15 protein-coding genes and 1 tRNA gene are annotated in these 14,873 nt (G+C 73.2%); 9 read left to right on the top strand and 7 right to left on the bottom strand.

What is annotated here, in order from left to right; all coding sequences use genetic code 11:
• Nucleotides 1–158: 158 nt before the first annotated feature.
• Both IE255_RS39000 and cpt read left to right on the top strand, forming a co-directional pair.
• Complete coding sequence (locus IE255_RS39000) at nt 159–2,024, top strand: peptidoglycan-binding domain-containing protein (RefSeq protein WP_229906274.1); 1,866 nt, start codon at nt 159–161, stop codon at nt 2,022–2,024.
• 27 nt (nt 2,025–2,051) lie between these two features.
• Nucleotides 2,052–2,585 (top strand): chloramphenicol phosphotransferase CPT, encoded by a 534-nt coding sequence (gene cpt, locus IE255_RS03905; protein WP_190048663.1) that lies wholly within the window; start codon nt 2,052–2,054, stop codon nt 2,583–2,585.
• Nucleotides 2,586–2,638: 53 nt separating this feature from the next.
• Here the strand turns inward: cpt and IE255_RS03900 are convergent, their stop codons facing one another.
• Together IE255_RS03900 and IE255_RS03895 are read right to left on the bottom strand one after the other, a co-directional pair.
• Nucleotides 2,639–3,298: an HAD-IA family hydrolase gene (locus IE255_RS03900; RefSeq protein ID WP_190048662.1), complete on the bottom strand. Its 660-nt coding sequence runs from the start codon at nt 3,296–3,298 to the stop codon at nt 2,639–2,641.
• A gap of 173 nt (nt 3,299–3,471) precedes the next feature.
• A complete protein-coding gene (locus IE255_RS03895; protein WP_190048661.1) occupies nt 3,472–4,053 on the bottom strand; it encodes a TMEM165/GDT1 family protein in 582 nt (193 codons plus the stop codon).
• Nucleotides 4,054–4,452: 399 nt separating this feature from the next.
• Here IE255_RS03895 and IE255_RS03890 point away from each other — a divergent pair, with 399 nt between their 5' ends.
• The 4 genes from IE255_RS03890 to IE255_RS03875 all read left to right on the top strand — a co-directional run bounded on the left by IE255_RS03890 (nt 4,453) and on the right by IE255_RS03875 (nt 10,017).
• Entirely contained in the window at nt 4,453–5,097 is a 645-nt protein-coding gene (locus tag IE255_RS03890) for an HNH endonuclease family protein (protein ID WP_190048660.1), read from the top strand.
• A 79-nt stretch (nt 5,098–5,176) separates the two neighbouring features.
• The gene (locus tag IE255_RS03885; RefSeq protein WP_190048659.1) at nt 5,177–6,814 is read left to right on the top strand and encodes an alkaline phosphatase D family protein; all 1,638 of its coding nucleotides are present in this window, start codon (nt 5,177–5,179) and stop codon (nt 6,812–6,814) included.
• Nucleotides 6,815–7,592: 778 nt separating this feature from the next.
• Complete coding sequence (locus tag IE255_RS03880; protein ID WP_229906309.1) at nt 7,593–9,485, top strand: FAD/NAD(P)-binding protein; 1,893 nt, start codon at nt 7,593–7,595, stop codon at nt 9,483–9,485.
• A 79-nt stretch (nt 9,486–9,564) separates the two neighbouring features.
• On the top strand, nt 9,565–10,017 hold the full coding sequence (locus IE255_RS03875; RefSeq protein ID WP_190048658.1) for a DoxX family protein: 453 nt from the start codon (nt 9,565–9,567) through the stop codon (nt 10,015–10,017).
• Between the two features lie 67 nt (nt 10,018–10,084).
• On the opposite strand, the gene IE255_RS03870 is transcribed toward IE255_RS03875, so the two are convergent.
• Nucleotides 10,085–10,624: a superoxide dismutase family protein gene (locus IE255_RS03870; protein WP_190048657.1), complete on the bottom strand. Its 540-nt coding sequence runs from the start codon at nt 10,622–10,624 to the stop codon at nt 10,085–10,087.
• Nucleotides 10,625–10,884: 260 nt separating this feature from the next.
• Between IE255_RS03870 and IE255_RS03865 the strand changes: the two genes are divergently transcribed.
• Nucleotides 10,885–11,481, top strand: coding sequence for a DedA family protein (locus IE255_RS03865; protein WP_190048656.1), 597 nt, complete (start codon nt 10,885–10,887; stop codon nt 11,479–11,481).
• A gap of 120 nt (nt 11,482–11,601) precedes the next feature.
• On the opposite strand, the gene IE255_RS03860 is transcribed toward IE255_RS03865, so the two are convergent.
• Nucleotides 11,602–11,832: a DUF2277 domain-containing protein gene (locus tag IE255_RS03860; RefSeq protein WP_190048655.1), complete on the bottom strand. Its 231-nt coding sequence runs from the start codon at nt 11,830–11,832 to the stop codon at nt 11,602–11,604.
• A gap of 156 nt (nt 11,833–11,988) precedes the next feature.
• Between IE255_RS03860 and IE255_RS03855 the strand changes: the two genes are divergently transcribed.
• Nucleotides 11,989–12,342, top strand: a complete 354-nt coding sequence (locus IE255_RS03855; protein ID WP_190048654.1) for a DUF8825 domain-containing protein — start codon at nt 11,989–11,991, stop codon at nt 12,340–12,342.
• A gap of 11 nt (nt 12,343–12,353) precedes the next feature.
• Here IE255_RS03855 and IE255_RS03850 read toward each other — a convergent pair whose 3' ends face one another.
• From IE255_RS03850 to IE255_RS03840, 3 genes are all read right to left on the bottom strand, one after another.
• The gene (locus tag IE255_RS03850) at nt 12,354–12,986 is read right to left on the bottom strand and encodes a DUF305 domain-containing protein (protein WP_190048653.1); all 633 of its coding nucleotides are present in this window, start codon (nt 12,984–12,986) and stop codon (nt 12,354–12,356) included.
• 111 nt (nt 12,987–13,097) lie between these two features.
• Nucleotides 13,098–13,559 (bottom strand): DUF6153 family protein, encoded by a 462-nt coding sequence (locus tag IE255_RS03845; protein WP_190048652.1) that lies wholly within the window; start codon nt 13,557–13,559, stop codon nt 13,098–13,100.
• Nucleotides 13,560–13,673: 114 nt separating this feature from the next.
• Nucleotides 13,674–13,745, bottom strand: a tRNA-Val gene (locus tag IE255_RS03840).
• Nucleotides 13,746–13,944: 199 nt separating this feature from the next.
• Here IE255_RS03840 and IE255_RS03835 point away from each other — a divergent pair.
• A complete protein-coding gene (locus tag IE255_RS03835) occupies nt 13,945–14,850 on the top strand; it encodes a DUF4097 family beta strand repeat-containing protein (RefSeq protein WP_190048651.1) in 906 nt (301 codons plus the stop codon).
• Nucleotides 14,851–14,873 lie beyond the last annotated feature (23 nt).

The raw sequence follows: 14,873 nt of genomic DNA, 5'->3' as shown, positions 1-14,873 counted from the left end.
ACGACCTCCCGAGGTTCTGTGACCTTTTCCATCGTGACCGCTGTGACCCGTTATGGCCTGCCGGGCCCTTTTGGAAGCTGTCGTTCCGGGGGCTCGTCCCCCGCACTGTGGAGAAGATCTGGATAATCTCTGAAGTTCGCGAGGGGAGGGAGGAACGCGTGGAACCGCCGAACGGCCACCCGTGCCCGGAGTGCGGCGCGCCCAGACACCCGGACAACACCCCGTCCTGCGCCTGCACGCACCGCGCCTCCGAGGCCCTGCGCGACGCCCGCACGGCCGAGGCGGCGGCAGCGGAGGACTTCGACCCGCTGCGGATCCGCCCGTATGTGGCGATCGACACCGAGGGGCCCTCCGGGCCGGGTGCGCAGACACCGGACGGGGACGAGGGGCCGCGGCAACAGCAACCACCGCGGGCACCCGCGAACGCCCCGGCCGCGCACGCCTCACGCCCCGAGGACGGCGCACAGCCGCCGTCCCAGGACGAACGGACCACGCCCCCGCACGCGGCTCCCACGCGGCCGGCCGAAGCCACCTCGCGCCAAGCCCCTGCCCCGCCCTCACCCACCGAGGCCCCGGCCCGGGCATCCGAGAGCGCCCCACGCCACGGCCACGCGAACGCCCCCGCCACGCCGCCGCGCACGGGTTCTCCGCACCCCGCTGCGGCCGGGGCCGCCGCGGGACGGCCCCTGCCAGCCCCGGCGGGGACGGCACACGCCGAGAGCACCGCGCGGGCGACGGAGGGCACGAACACCCCCGCCACAGCCCCGCACACCGGTTCCCCGCACCCCGAGCACCCCACGCGGGACCCTGCGATCGATGCCGCCGCGCGGCGACCCCGACGAGACCCGGCGGGAACAGCACACGCCGAGAGCACCGCGCGGGCGACGGAGGGCACGAACACCCCCGCCACAGCCCCGCACACCGGTTCCCCGCACCCCGAGCACCCCACGCGGAACGCTGCGATCGATGCCGCCGCGCGGCGACCCCGACGAGACCCGGCGGGGACAACACCCACCGGGAACTCCGCGCGGGCGACGGAGCGCGCGAACACCCGCGCCACAGCCCCGCACACCGGTTCCCCGCACCCCGAGCACCCCACGCGCCCGATCGAAGGCACCCCGCACCGCCCCCACGCGGATGCCCCCGACACGCCCCCACCCGCGCAGACCCCGCGCACCGGAAGTGCCGCTCGGCCCCCCTCCCCGGCCGAGGCCACCCTCCCCGTGCGCCCCGTCGACGCGGACGCGGACGTGACCGCCGTGCTGCCCGCCGTGCCCGTCACCGCCTCCACCTCGGTGATACCGGCGCCCCTGACCCCCGGCACGTCCGAGCCCAGCGTCACCGACCTGCGGCTGTTCGACGGTGCGGGACCGGATCGGCGTCCGGAGGATCCGGGTGAGTCCGGCCGGAGGCCGGGACGGCGGCGCCGTACGGTCCTGCTCGCCGCCGTCGCGGCCTGCGTCGCGGTCGTCACGGCGGCGGGGTACGCGAGCGGGCTGTTCTCCTACGAGAGTCCGTCCCGGAACACCGCGCTGCCGGACGACATCCGGGCGAGCGTGCCGGACGCCCCGTCGAGCAGCGCGGCGTCCACGCCCCCGGCGACCAGCGCGTCGGCCGCACCGCCGGCCCCCGCCGCGCCGCCCCCGCCACCGTCCCGCACCGCGAGCCCGTCGCCCTCGCCGTCCACGCCGAGCGCCTCACCGAGCCCGTCACGGTCGGCCGGCCCCTCCGCACCGCCCACGTCCGCCACGGCGACCGCCCCCGGGCACACGTCCCCGGACGACCGCCAGAACGACGGCCCCGCCGTCCTGCGCCGCGGCGACCGGGGCCCGCAGGTCACCGAACTCCAGCTGCGCCTGCGCCAGTTGTACCTCTACGACGACGACGCCGACGGCTCCTACGACGACCGGCTGGAAGACGCGGTCCGCACGTACCAGTGGTCACGCGGCATCCAGACCGACGAACTCGGCGTCTACGACCGGGAGACCCGGGCGAGGCTGGAGTCGGAAACCAGGGAGCCCTGACCGGCCCGGCCGCCCTACTGTGACGCCGTGACTACTCAGGTGATCGTGCTCAACGGCGGATCGAGCTCGGGCAAGTCCGGGATCGTGCGGTGCCTCCAGGAGGTCCTGCCCGATCCGTGGCTCGCCTTCGGGGTGGACGACTTCGTCGAGGCGATGCCCGCGAGGATGCGGGGCTCGGACGAGGGCATCACGTTCGCGGCGGACGGCGGCGTGAGCGTGGGGTCGCAGTTCCAGGCCCTGGACGCGGCCTGGACGGAGGGCATCGCCGCGATGGCCCGCGCCGGCGCCAGGGTCGTCGTCGACGACGTCTTCCTCGGCGGACCGGCGTCCCGGCAGCGGTGGGAGAAGGCCCTGGCCGGACTGGCCGTGCTGTGGGTCGGCGTCAGGTGCGACGGGGACGTCGCAGCGGGGCGTGAGATCGCACGGGGAGACCGGGTGCGGGGCATGGCCGCGTCACAGGCGCGGATCGTGCACGAGGGCGTGAGCTACGACGTGGAGGTGGACACGACGCACACCGAGTCACTGGAGTGCGCCCGCACCATCGCGGCCCACGTCAGCTGACCGAGGCCCAGCACAGGGCCCCTCAAGCGCACGGCCCCTCAAGCGCAGGGCCCTCAGCCGACGTGGAGGCGGATCGTCCCGTCCCCGGCGGCCTCCACGCGCACCTTCGTGAGGTCCTCCACCACCACGTCCGGCTCGTGGAGCGCCGCCCGGGGTCCGACCCCGACCACCGTCATCCCGGCGGCGCGCCCGGCCGCTATCCCGGCGCCGGAGTCCTCGAACACCACGCAGTCCGCGGGGGCGATCCCCAGCTCGGCGGCGCCCTTCAGAAAGCCCTCCGGGTCGGGCTTGCTCGCCCCGACGGACTCCGCGGTCACCCGTACCTCGGGCAGCTCCAGCCCGGCGGCCGCCATCCGCGCCGTCGAGAGCGGCACGTCGGCGGAGGTCACCAGGGCGTGCGGCAGCCCCCGCAGCGAGGCCAGGAACTCCGGCGCCCCGGGAATCGCGACGACCCCGTCCGTGTCGGCCGTCTCGTCGGCGAGCATCCGGGCGTTGTCGGCGTGGTTCTGCTCCATCGGCCGGTCGGGCAGCAGCAGCGCCATCGAGGCGTAGCCCTGCCGCCCGTGGACGACCTTCATGACCTCGTCCCCGTCGAGCCCGTGCCGCTCGGCCCAGCGCCGCCAGACGCGTTCGACCGAGGCGTCGGAGTTGACGAGGGTGCCGTCCATGTCCAGCAGGAGGGCGCGGGCGGTGAGCACGGCGGTGGCCGTCATCGGCAGCTCCAAGGCTCAGGGCGCGGGAGAGGGGACGGGATGGCCCCCGGAGGAACAAGGCGGCCCCGCCCGCCGGTCAGGGAAAACGGGCGGAGGCCACTTTGTTCCCCCACGGTACAAAACATGCGGCCATCGCGCCAGGGGCCCCTGCGGACGTTCACCCGCTGTTCAGCTCAGCCGGTCACGGCCTCCCACAGACTCCACACCCCGAGCCCCAGCATCACCAGCGCCGCGATCTGGGTGATCAGCCGCAGCGGCACCTTCTTCATCAGCGCCTTTCCGCCGACGATGCCGATGCCGGCGACCGCCCACAGCGCGAGCACCGCGCCCAGGCCGACGGAGAGCGGGTCGTCGTAGCGGGCGGCCAGGTTCGCCGTCATGATCTGGGTGAGATCGCCGAACTCGGCGACCAGGATGAGCATGAAGCCCGCGCCCGAGACCTTCCAGAAGGACTGGTTCTCCGGCTTGCGGACCTCCTCCTCGCCCTCGCCCTTCTTCAGCAGCAGCATCGCGGCCCCGCCCAGGAAGAGCACACCGGTCAGCGCGTGCACGATCTGCTGCGGCAGCAGCGTCAGCACGCTGCCGGCCGCGACGGCGAGCGCGACGTGCAGCGCGAAGGCGGCGGCGACACCGGCGAAGACGTAGGAGGCGCGGTACCGGGTGCCGAGGACGAGTCCGGCCAGGGCGGTCTTGTCCGGCAGTTCGGCGAGGAAGACGACGCCGAAGACGACGGCCGTCACGGTCAGGCTGATCAAGGGTTCCTCAATCGGTCGGGGCTGCCCCACCGAGAGTGCTGAGCCTTGTCGAAAATTTTCGACGCGACACCTCGGCACGGCAGCACACTCGGCGCCCGTGCCGTACGGCACGGGCGTGCACTGCTTGCCGAAGGTCTCGCTGGCGGGTCCGGCAAAGGACCTGCTCCGGGCGCCGGCTCAGGCGGGCTGAGCAGTATGTCGACGGTCCGGCGAAGAGCTACTCCCCTTCTGCGCCGTCCATGGTACGCGACGCCCCTGGAGCGGAAAGTTCCGCCTTGAAGCTTGTCATGTCATGACCGCGTCACTAACTTCTCACCGGACGCACACCTGTGCGCAACACGGCACCGCGAGCATTCCCTCGCTCGCACGCCAACACCCCCTTCTCCCCAGGGAGTTCGCATGCCCAGGTTCTACGCGCGTCGACGGCTGAGCGTGGCCGCGGCGTTCACCGCCCTCATATCCTCCGTGGCCCTCTTCAGCGCCCCCACGGCCTCCGCCGCCCTCCCCACCCCGGTCAGCGGCGCCACCGCCCGCTCCTACCTCGCCTCGCTCACCGTGGCGACCGAGGACCGCACCGGCTACAACCGCGACCTCTTCCCGCACTGGATCACCCAGTCCGGCGCCTGCAACACCCGCGAGGTCGTCCTCAAGCGCGACGGCACCAACGTGGTCCAGGACTCCTCCTGCGCCGCCACCAGCGGCAGCTGGTACTCCCCCTACGACGGTGCGACCTGGTCCGCCGCCTCCGACGTCGACATCGACCACCTGGTCCCGCTGGCCGAGGCCTGGGACTCCGGCGCCGACTCCTGGACGACGTCCCGCCGCCAGTCCTTCGCCAACGACCTGACCCGCCCGCAGCTCATCGCGGTCACCGACAACGTCAACCAGGCCAAGGGCGACCAGGACCCGGCCACCTGGATGCCCTCTCGGACGGCGTACCGCTGCACCTACGTCCGCGCCTGGGTGCAGGTGAAGTACTACTACGGCCTCTCGGTCGACTCGGCCGAGAAGTCCGCGCTCCAGAACTACCTCGCGAGCTGCTGACACACCCGATTTCGGCCCGGAACCTCCCCGCTGACCTCCGTCGTTCCGTACCGTACGGGGCGACGGAGAGGGGATCGACATGGCCGGACTGCGCCTCGGACCACTGCTGAGGTACACCGACGGCTCGTCCGCGACCGTATGGGTCGAGACGAGCCGTCCGTGCGCCGCGGAGGTGCGCTGCGCCGACGGCGCCGGCGGCACGGCCCGCACCTTCCAGGTCGCGGGCCACCACTACGCGCTCATCGCGGTGACCGGACTCACGGCCGGTACGACCACGGCCTACGAGGTCTTCCTCGACGGCGCCCGGGTGTGGCCGCTGCCCGACTCCCCCTTCCCGCCCTCGGCGATCCACGCGCCGGGCCCGGAGGGCGCCCTCCGGGTCGCCTTCGGCTCCTGCCGCTGGGCCGCCCCGCCGGCGGGCGGGCACGACCCGGTCGGCCCGGACGCCCTGGACGCCCTGGCCACCCGCCTCGCGGCCGACGCCGAGGGCGAGTGGCCGCACGTCCTGCTGCTGCTGGGTGACCAGGTGTACGCCGACGAGACCTCCGACACCACCCAGCGCTGGCTGGCGGCCCGCCGCGACCTGCGGGAACCGCCGGGCAGCGGGGTCGCGGACTACGAGGAATACACCCACCTCTACTACGAGTCGTGGCTCGACCCGCGCATCCGCTGGCTGCTGTCCACGGTGCCCAGTTTCATGATCTTCGACGACCACGACGTGATCGATGACTGGAACACCTCCGCCGCCTGGCTCGCCGACATGCGGGCCACCGACTGGTGGCGGGAGCGGCTGCTGAGCGGCCTGATGTCGTACTGGGTCCACCAGCACCTGGGCAACCTCTCGCCCGAGGAGCTGGCGGCCGACCCGGTGTACCGCGCCGTCCGCGAGGTCCCCGACGGCACCGATGTGCTGCGCACCTTCGCCGCCCGGGCCGACGCCGACCCGGCCACGGCCCGCTGGAGCTACCGGCGCGACTTCGGGCGCGTACGGCTGGTGATGGTGGACAGCCGGGCGGCTCGCGTCCTCGCCGAGCAGGACCGCGCGATGCTCGACCCGGGCGAGGACGCCTGGCTGCGCGAGCAGGTGCTCGGCACGCCCGAGACGTACGACCACCTCCTCCTCGGCACCTCGCTGCCCTGGCTGCTGCCGCATCTGGTGCACGACGCCGAGGGCTGGAACGCGGCGCTGTGCCGCGGCGAACGGGGCGCCCGCTGGGCGCGGTGGGGCGAGAAGGTGCGGCGGGCCGCCGACCTGGAGCACTGGTCGGCGTTCCCCGAGTCCTTCGCCGGGCTGGCCGAGCTGATCGCCGAGGCCGGCTCGGGGCGGGACGCGCCGGCGACGGTGTGCGTGCTGTCCGGGGACGTGCACCACGCCTACGTCGCCGAGCCCACCTGGCCCGGCGACGGCCCCGACGCCCGGGTGGTGCAGCTCGTCTGCTCCCCCGTCCACAACTCCGTACCGCTGTCGATCCGGCTGGCCTTCCGCGTCGGCTGGAGCGCGGTGGCGCGCGGCATCGGCCGCGGCCTGGCCCGGCACGGCCGGCTGCCCCGCCCGCCGGTCGGCTGGCGCAAGACGGGCGGCCCCTGGTTCGGCAACCAGCTCATGACCCTGACCCTGCGCGGCCGTTCGGCCCGGCTGCGACTGGAGCAGGCGAAGGCGCGGCAGGGGGCGGGCCCTCGCCTGACCACGCTCCTGGACTCCGAGCTTGCCCCGTAACCCACCCGTTCCGCCCGCTTGTCGCCACTGTGACCCATGATGCTCGTGACGCATCCCACAGCGGGCGTCAATCCTTCCTCGCGGGCCCGGTTCCCGCTCCCGGCGACGGCATGATGAGGCGGACCGTCCGCTTCCCCACCAGCGGACCGCCGACACGCGCCCCACACGCCCGGGAGTCCCACCCTTGTCTGCGCCGCCCGAGGAAACCGAGGAATACACACCGGCCGAAGAGAGCGAGGCGTCCATACCGGCCGGGGAAGGCGAGATACCCGCACCGGCCGGGGAAGGGGAAGTACCCGCACCCGCCACGGAAGGCGAGATACCCGCACCCGCCGAGGAGGCCGAGCTATCCGCATCGGCAGCGGAAAGCGAGGCATCCACACCGGCCGACCAAAGCCGGGTGCCCGCACCGGCCGAGCAAGACCAGGCACCCGCACCGGCCGAGGCAGGCCAGGCGCCCGCACCAGCCGCGGAAAGCGAGGCACCCACACCGGCCGAGCAAAACCAGGCACCCGCACCGGCCGAGGCAGGCCAGAAGTCCGCATCGGCCGAGACAGGCCAGGCGCCCGCACCGGCTGAGGCAGGCCAGGCGCCCGCACCAGCCGCGGAAAGCGAGGCACCCACACCGGCCGAGCAAGATCAGGCGCCCGCACGGGCCGAGACAGGCCAGATCTCCGCACCGGCCGAGACAGGCCAGGCGCCCGCACCAGCCCAGGCAGGCCAAGCCTCCTCACCGGCCGGGAGAACGGAGGACTCCGTAGCGGCCGGGGCCGTCTCCATCGCCCTGGTCGGTGCCGGGCCCCGCGGCACCAGTGTCCTGGAGCGTCTCTGCGCCTCCGCCCCGGGACTCCTCCCACCAGGTACCCGGCTGACGGTGCACGTCATCGACCCGGACCCGCCGGGCCCCGGCCGGGTCTGGCGTACCGCGCAGTCGTCCGAGCTGCTGATGAACACCGTGGCCTGCCAGGTGACCCTGTTCACCGACGACAGCGTGGACTGCTCGGGCCCGATCCGCCCCGGCCCGAGCCTGTACGAGTGGGCGCGCGGCACACTGGGCCCGGACGAGTACCCGACCCGGGCCGACTACGGCCGTTACCTGGAGTGGGTGTTCGCCGAGGTCGTACGGGACGCGCCGGGGACCGTGCGCGTCGAGACGCACCGGGCCCGCGCGACACGGCTCGACGACATGCCCGACGGCCGGCAGGCCCTCACCCTCGACGACGGCCGCACGCTGACCGGCCTGTCCGCGGTGGTCCTGGCCCAGGGCCACCTGCCGACGACCGCCGACCGGACCCAGCGGCGCCTCACGGCCCACGCCGCCCGCCACGGCCTGCGCCACATCCCGCCCGCCAACCCGGCCGACGTCGACCTGTCCGCCATCCCCCCGGGCGAACCCGTCCTGCTGCGCGGCCTCGGACTCAACTTCTTCGACCACACGGCCCTGCTGACGACCGGCCGCGGCGGCCGTTTCGTACGGGACGCCCGGGGCCTGCGCTATCTCCCCTCCGGCCGCGAGCCACGGCTCTACGCCGGTTCGCGGCGCGGCATCCCGTACCAGGCGCGCGGCGACAACGAGAAGGGTCCGTACGGCCGGCACGTCCCGCTCGTCCTCACCCCGGAGGTGATCGCGGGCTTCCGCAAGCGCGCGGACTCCGGGGAGGCGCCGGACTTCCTGGCGGAGATATGGCCGTTGGTGGCGAAGGAGGTGGAGACGGTCTACTACTGCGCGCTGCTGCGGGCGGAGACGTCCGCCGCCCGAGCGGGAGAGGGCGGACGGGGCCGGGAGTTCGCCGACCGCTTTCTGGCCGTCCCGCACGGCGACCCCCAAGAGGCGCTGCTGCTGGACGAGTTCGGCGTGCCCGACGCCGGCCGCTGGTGCTGGGAGCGGGTCTCCCGCCCGTACGCCGGACGGGACTTCGCGCACCCCGGCGAGTGGGGCGACTGGCTGCTGTCGTACCTGCGCCAGGACGCCGCACAGGCCGCCCTGGGCAATGTCCGCGGCCCGCTGAAGGCGGCCCTGGACGTGCTGCGCGACCTGCGCAACGAGCTCCGGCTGATCGTCGACCACGGCGGCCTCGCCGGCGTCTCCCGCCGGGACCACCTGGACCGCTGGTACACCCCGCTCAACGCGTTCCTCTCCATCGGCCCGCCCCGGCGCCGCGTGGAGGAACTCGCGGCCCTGGTGGAGGCGGGCGTGGTGCGGGTGCTCGGGCCGCGTCTCCAGGTGGCGGACGCGGACGGGGCCTGGACGGCGTACTCGCCCGATGTGCCGGGTTCGGCCGTCCGTGTGAGAACGCTCATAGAGGCCCGGCTGCCCGAACCCGACCTGCGGCGCACGGCCGACGAACTGCTCGCCGGCCTGCTGCGGACGGGGCAGTGCCGCCCGCACACCGTGGACGGTTACGAAACAGGGGGGTTGGATGTGACCCGGCGCCCTTACCATCTGATTGACCGTCAAGGAGTTGCACACACAAGGCGGTTGGCCTTCGGGGTGCCGACAGAAGGCGTCCACTGGGTAACCGCGGCGGGGGCGCGTCCAGGTGTGGATTCGGTCACTCTCTCGGACGCGGACGCGGTGGCGAGAACCGCTCTACGTGCAGCTGAGGCCGAAATCGGACCCCGGCCAGAGGTAAAGCAGTGGCCAAATGTTGAACTTGCAAGCATCAATTAGGCACACATAACGTGGGTTACTCGCCGGTTCTGTCCCCGACCGGCCTTCCCCGGGCCGGCCAACCGAAGGAGACCCCCACATGACCGCACGGCTCAACAGCGCCCAGCCATACGCGCTCGGGCTGTTCCGGATCGTCATCGGCCTGCTGTTCGCCTGCCACGGCGCCGTCGCCCTCTTCGGCGTCCTCGGCGGAGCGGACGGCAAGGGCGGCACCGCGGCGACCGGCGCCTGGCCGAACTGGTACGCGGCCGTCATCGAACTCGTCGGCGGCACCCTGGTCCTGCTGGGCCTCGGCACGCGCATCGCGGCGTTCATCTCCTCGGGCGCCATGGCGTACGCGTACTTCAAGGTCCACCAGCCGCAGGGCCTGTGGCCCATCGAGAACAACGGCGAGGGCGCGGCCATGTTCTGCTGGGCCATGTTCCTGCTGATCTTCACCGGCTCCGGCGCCTTCGGCCTGGACCGGCTGCTGGCGAAGCGCACGTCGACGCAGGGGCAGCGGTCCGCGGACCAGACGCCGGTGGCGGCCTGAGCGGCCCGGCCGGTTCGACGGAGAACGGCGCCTTCCCACATGGGGGAGGCGCCGTTCTCCGTGTCCGCTACCCGCTCACGACCGCCCACCCGAACGGCACCGTGAAGCAGGCCACCCGCGCACCCGCGCCGCCCGGCACGGCGTGGATCACGACCGAGGACGCCTCGCCCCGCCGGAAGCCCCAGGCGTGCCGGGCGCTCGCCGCGCCCGCGCCGTGCCGGTCGGCGGTGAAGTCCAGCCAGACCTCGTTGTGCGGACCGACGTGGTGAGGATCGCCCGACGGCCGGTGCTGGTAGTGCCCGCCGGCGGCCTCCGGGTCGGCACCGCAGGGCTTCTGGTGCACATGGACGCCGTAGGCGTGCCCGGGTTTCATGCCGGTCACCCTCAGCCGTACGGTCGTCGCGCCGCCGCGTGCCGTGCGCTGGCCGACCTCGATCCACGAGGCCGTCGGGACGAGACTCCTGTCGTACGTCAGCGCCGGCGACCGGTCGGCGGCGCCGGGCGGGGCGAACCGGGCGTCCGTCCGCATCGCGTAGCCGTGGGCACCGCCCGGGCCACCGGCGAACAGGGCGGTGGCGACGGCGCTCGCGCATATTCCTGCCAGCATGGTGTGTACCGTTCCTCACCTTGTGCGTGGTCACGACCCCTTTCCGTTGCTACGGGACACCCGCGCCCGCCGCTCCCCGGAACACGGCAGCCGGGTGACGACCCGGGCGAGGCGGGGCGAGTCCGCACCGAACACATGAGCCCCCCGTGATCCACCCGTCACACCCGGGCGTACGCTGTATGGCTGTCATGGCCACTCCTGCCGCTCCCCCCGCGACATCGCGGCACGGTTGGCCCACGGGGGAGTAACGGGGAGTTGCGGTGCTGGAGCAGGTGGGGTCGCTGGTCGGCAGCCCATGGATCTACGCGGTGGTGGCCCTGTCCGTCCTGCTCGACGTGTTCCTGCCGGTGCTGCCCAGCGGCGTCCTGGTGATCACGGCGGCCACGGCGGCGGCCGCGGGCTCGGCGGCCGACGTGCCCGACATCCTGGTGCTCACCCTGTGCGCGGCGACCGCCTCCGTCCTCGGTGACCTGGTCGCCTACCGCCTCGCCTGGCGCGGCGGCGACCGTCTGGACCGGGCGATCGCCCGGTCCCGGCGCCTGACCACCGCGCAGGAACGTCTCGGCACGGCGCTCGCGCGGGGCGGCGGCGCGCTCGTCGTCCTCGCCAGGTTCGCCCCCGCGGGCCGCTCGGTCGTCTCCCTCGGCGCGGGCGCCGCCCACCACCGCGCCCGCGACTTCCTCCCCTGGTCGGCCCTCGCCGGCCTGACCTGGGCCGGATACAGCGTCGCCCTCGGCTACTTCGGCGCGCGCTGGCTGGGCGCGAGCTGGCTCGCGACGGCGGTGTCGGTGGGGGCGCTGTTCGCGGCCGGGGCGGGCGCGGCGTACCTGATGCGCAGGGAGCCTCGGGCGTCCTGACGGCCCGGCGAGCCGTGGGCGCCCTGACCGGGCCTCTCAGCTCGCCCCGTCGACCCGCGGGCGTCCTGACCGGGCCTCTCAGCTCACCCCGTCGACCCGCAGACGCCCTGACCGGGCTGCTCAGCTCGCCTGGCGAGCTGCGGCCCCTCGTACCTCCAGGCCGTCCAGCAGCTCGGCCGTGGCCTGCGCGACGGCCTCCACGGCGCGTTCGAACACCTCCTGGTTGTGAGCGGCGGGGGCACGGAATCCCGAAACCTTCCGCACGTACTGCAACGCGGCAGCCCGAATGTCCTCCGGCGTGGCCTCTTCGGGCAGCGCGGGCGGACGAAGCGTCTTGATACTCCGGCACATGCCCCCAGTCTCACCCTTCCGGCCCTCGCACGACAGCGACTCCTGCCAGGGTCGCCGAGAGGCGGCCACCACCCCCGTTCGCATGAACCACGGGACGTTCGCCTGAACCACGGAAGAAACTCGCCTGCTCAATTCGAACAGGCGTATCATTGTGCCGTGGCTACGACCTATGACTTTCCGAGTGACCTCCTCGCCGGTCAGGAGGAACTCCATCAGGTCCGGGCCGAGCTGTCGGCCCTGCTGAAACGACTCCCCTGGTCGGTGGAGCCGCTGGACGGCTTCAGCGACGACAACGGCTGGCGCAAGGTGGAACGCCCCGCCTCCCCCGGCTGGACGGCCGACGAACAGGCCGAGGTCGAGAAGCTCCGGCGGCGTGAACACGAACTCGCGGTGTTCGTCAGCACCCACCGCTACTGGTCCGAACTCACCGGCCCCGAGCGGGTGGCGGCCCGCTCGGAGCTGAAGCACGCGCACGAGGCTCCGCCGGAGGAGACCGGCGGAGCCTCATAGCGGCCGGCAGGTCAGCTCGCGTTCCCGCCCTTGCCGAGGAGCTTGTTCATCTCGCTGATCTCGGCGTTCTGGGCGGTGACGATGTCGTCGGCCATGGCCTTGGCGGGTCCGTAACGACCCTTGTCCTTCTCCACGTCGGCCATCTCCACGGCACCCTCGTGGTGCTCGACCATCAAGGCCAGGAACTTCGCGTCGAAGGCCTTGCCTGAGGACTTCTCCAGCTCGGCCATGTCCTCGTCGCTCATCATCCCGGGCATGCCGGCGTGGCCCGAGTGGTCCATGCCGGCGCCGGGCTCGGGGACGTCCTCGCCCCAGGCCTTCAGCCAGCCGGTCATGGTCCTGATCTCCGGGTCCTGCGCCTTCTCGATCCGCGCGGCGAGGTCCTTGACCACGCCGGAGGAGGCCCGGCCGTCGGCCAGCCGCGCCATCTCCAGCGCCTGCCGGTGGTGCGGGATCATGCCCTGCGCGAAGGAGACGTCCTGGGCGTTGTGCGCTCCGGCCGAGGCCTCGGAGCCGGCGGATGCGTGCGCCCGGTGCCCGCTGCCGCCGCTGCTGTCGCCGCCGCAGGCGGAGAGGGTGATCGTGGCGACGCCCGCCACCGCCACGAGGGCGGCCCGGCGCGTCAGGGTACGGATGCTGGTCATGCGTGAACTCCTGCTTGCTCCGGCATGCTTCCGCATGCCTGTGAAAACGGATTCGGGACACGGCGACGCACCGCACCGGGCCTCGGCGCCGGCACGGAGCGTGCGAGGTGTCTAAATCCGCAGAAGCTGGAGTTCGGAGAGGGAGGGCGGGGCGCGCGCACCGTCCGGATCCACGACCGCGTACGCCCGTACGGCGTCCTGCCGTACGGAGACGGGCACCGGGTCCGCAACGAGCAAGGGCAGCACAGGCCCACCACCGACAGCCCCCGACGCACAGGTCGCGTCGGCATGCTGCACGTGTCCGTCACCGCAGTGCCCGTAGGGCATGACCTGCGGGTGCGTGTGCGCCGCAGCGTGGTGCTGTACCGCCGGGGCCTGAGCCACCTGAGGTTGCAGCACATGCGTCGGCTGCGCCTGCGTCGGCTGGGCGTGCGTCCGCTCCGGGAGACCACCACCGGGCGCCAGCCCGTGCATCCCCAGCAGCCCCGCCAACAGCCCCAGCACACACAGCACATGCCACCGCCGCACGGCTGGTCGCACGGCTCGCTGTCCGGGGCTGTTCACGACGCACATCGTAGGGAACGCGCTGGACGGGTGTCGGCCCGGGGCACCGAGCGCGGCCGCCTGAAACGGAGGAGGCCTCACCGGGAAGTCCCGGGAGGCCTCTGATCTGCTCTTCGCCACCGGTGGGCGCGGACGGTTTCGAACCGCCGACATCCTGCTTGTAAGGCAGGCGCTCTACCCCTGAGCTACGCACCCGGGTCCCGGGCCACGCGCCCAGGACGAGTCGACAGCCTACATTGCCCGGGGCACGGTCCCGCAAACCCGTATCGGGCACCGTGCCGGGGGTTAACCCCACCCTTGATCCGGGAGCGGCCCGGATCCCCCGGCGGGCCCCGGATCCATACGGTCGTAGAGCGCCCGAGAGCGCCCGTCGTCCGCCCAGGGGGAGATCGTCATGGCCCGCACCAGTCGCACCACAGGCACCACCGGCACCACTGGCTCCGGCACCGGGACCGGGGCCGGGACCGGCGCCCGCACCACCCGCTCCGTCTCCGCCCGCGCGGCCGCCGTCGCCGGTGCCGTCGTGGTTCTCGTCGCCGGTCTCAGCGCCTGCGGGGCGTCCGCCGGGGACGACAAGGACCCCGACCGCCGCTCCTTCGACCTCCAGGGCCGCACGCTCACCGTGGACTCCGACGACTCGGCCCTGGAGATCGTCGCCGCCGACGAGAACCCGGCGGGCAAGGTCAAGGTGACCCGGTGGTTCCAGGGGTCGGTCGTCGTCGGCAAGGACCCCGAGGTCACGTGGTCGATGCGGGACGACCGGCTGGTGCTGCGGCTGAAGTGCTCCGGCGTGGTCGTCGACTGCTCGGCCAAGCACCGCATCGAGGTGCCCCGCGGCGTCACCGTGAAGGTCCAGGACGGCGACGGCAGCGTGCGCGCCCGGGGCTTCCGGGACCCGCTGAGCATCCGCACGGGCGACGGCTCCGTCCGCGTCTCCGACACCACCGGCCCCCTGGAGCTGCGCACCGGCGACGGGTCCATCCGGGTCACCGAGACCACCGGTCCCCTGAACCTGCGCACCGTCGACGGCTCCATCCGGGCGGACGTCTCCTCCCGTGACGTCCGCACCCACACCGGTGACGGCTCGGTCCGCCTCGAACTCGGCGTCGTGCCGGACCGCGTGGAGTCCCGCAGCGGCGACGGTTCCGTGAGCATCGCCCTGCCCCGGGCCACCTACCGCGTGACCACCGAGACCGGTGACGGCGGCGTGGATGTGTCCGTCCCGCGCGACGAGACCAGCTCGCACGTGGTGTCCGCCCGGACCGGCGACGGCAAAGTGACGGTCCGAACGGCGAACTGATCGACCCGTGTGTTCGTCCTTAA

The sequence above is a fragment of the Streptomyces lomondensis genome (assembly GCF_014651035.1).
GTDB classification, from domain to species: Bacteria; Actinomycetota; Actinomycetes; order Streptomycetales; family Streptomycetaceae; genus Streptomyces; species Streptomyces lomondensis.
The sequence above is the reverse complement of the archived record's forward strand: the minus strand, read 5'-3'. Positions and strand labels throughout refer to the sequence as shown.

Coding starts and splice junctions, on each gene's coding strand:
- IE255_RS03875 (WP_190048658.1), top strand. CDS start 9,565: ATGACCGCACGGCTCAACAGCGCCCAGCCATACGCGCTCGGGCTGTTC.
- IE255_RS03870 (WP_190048657.1), bottom strand. CDS start 10,624: ATGCTGGCAGGAATATGCGCGAGCGCCGTCGCCACCGCCCTGTTCGCC.
- IE255_RS03835 (WP_190048651.1), top strand. CDS start 13,945: ATGGCCCGCACCAGTCGCACCACAGGCACCACCGGCACCACTGGCTCC.
- IE255_RS03885 (WP_190048659.1), top strand. CDS start 5,177: ATGGCCGGACTGCGCCTCGGACCACTGCTGAGGTACACCGACGGCTCG.
- IE255_RS03900 (WP_190048662.1), bottom strand. CDS start 3,298: ATGACGGCCACCGCCGTGCTCACCGCCCGCGCCCTCCTGCTGGACATG.
- IE255_RS03850 (WP_190048653.1), bottom strand. CDS start 12,986: ATGACCAGCATCCGTACCCTGACGCGCCGGGCCGCCCTCGTGGCGGTG.
- IE255_RS03890 (WP_190048660.1), top strand. CDS start 4,453: ATGCCCAGGTTCTACGCGCGTCGACGGCTGAGCGTGGCCGCGGCGTTC.
- IE255_RS03860 (WP_190048655.1), bottom strand. CDS start 11,832: ATGTGCCGGAGTATCAAGACGCTTCGTCCGCCCGCGCTGCCCGAAGAG.
- IE255_RS03845 (WP_190048652.1), bottom strand. CDS start 13,559: ATGTGCGTCGTGAACAGCCCCGGACAGCGAGCCGTGCGACCAGCCGTG.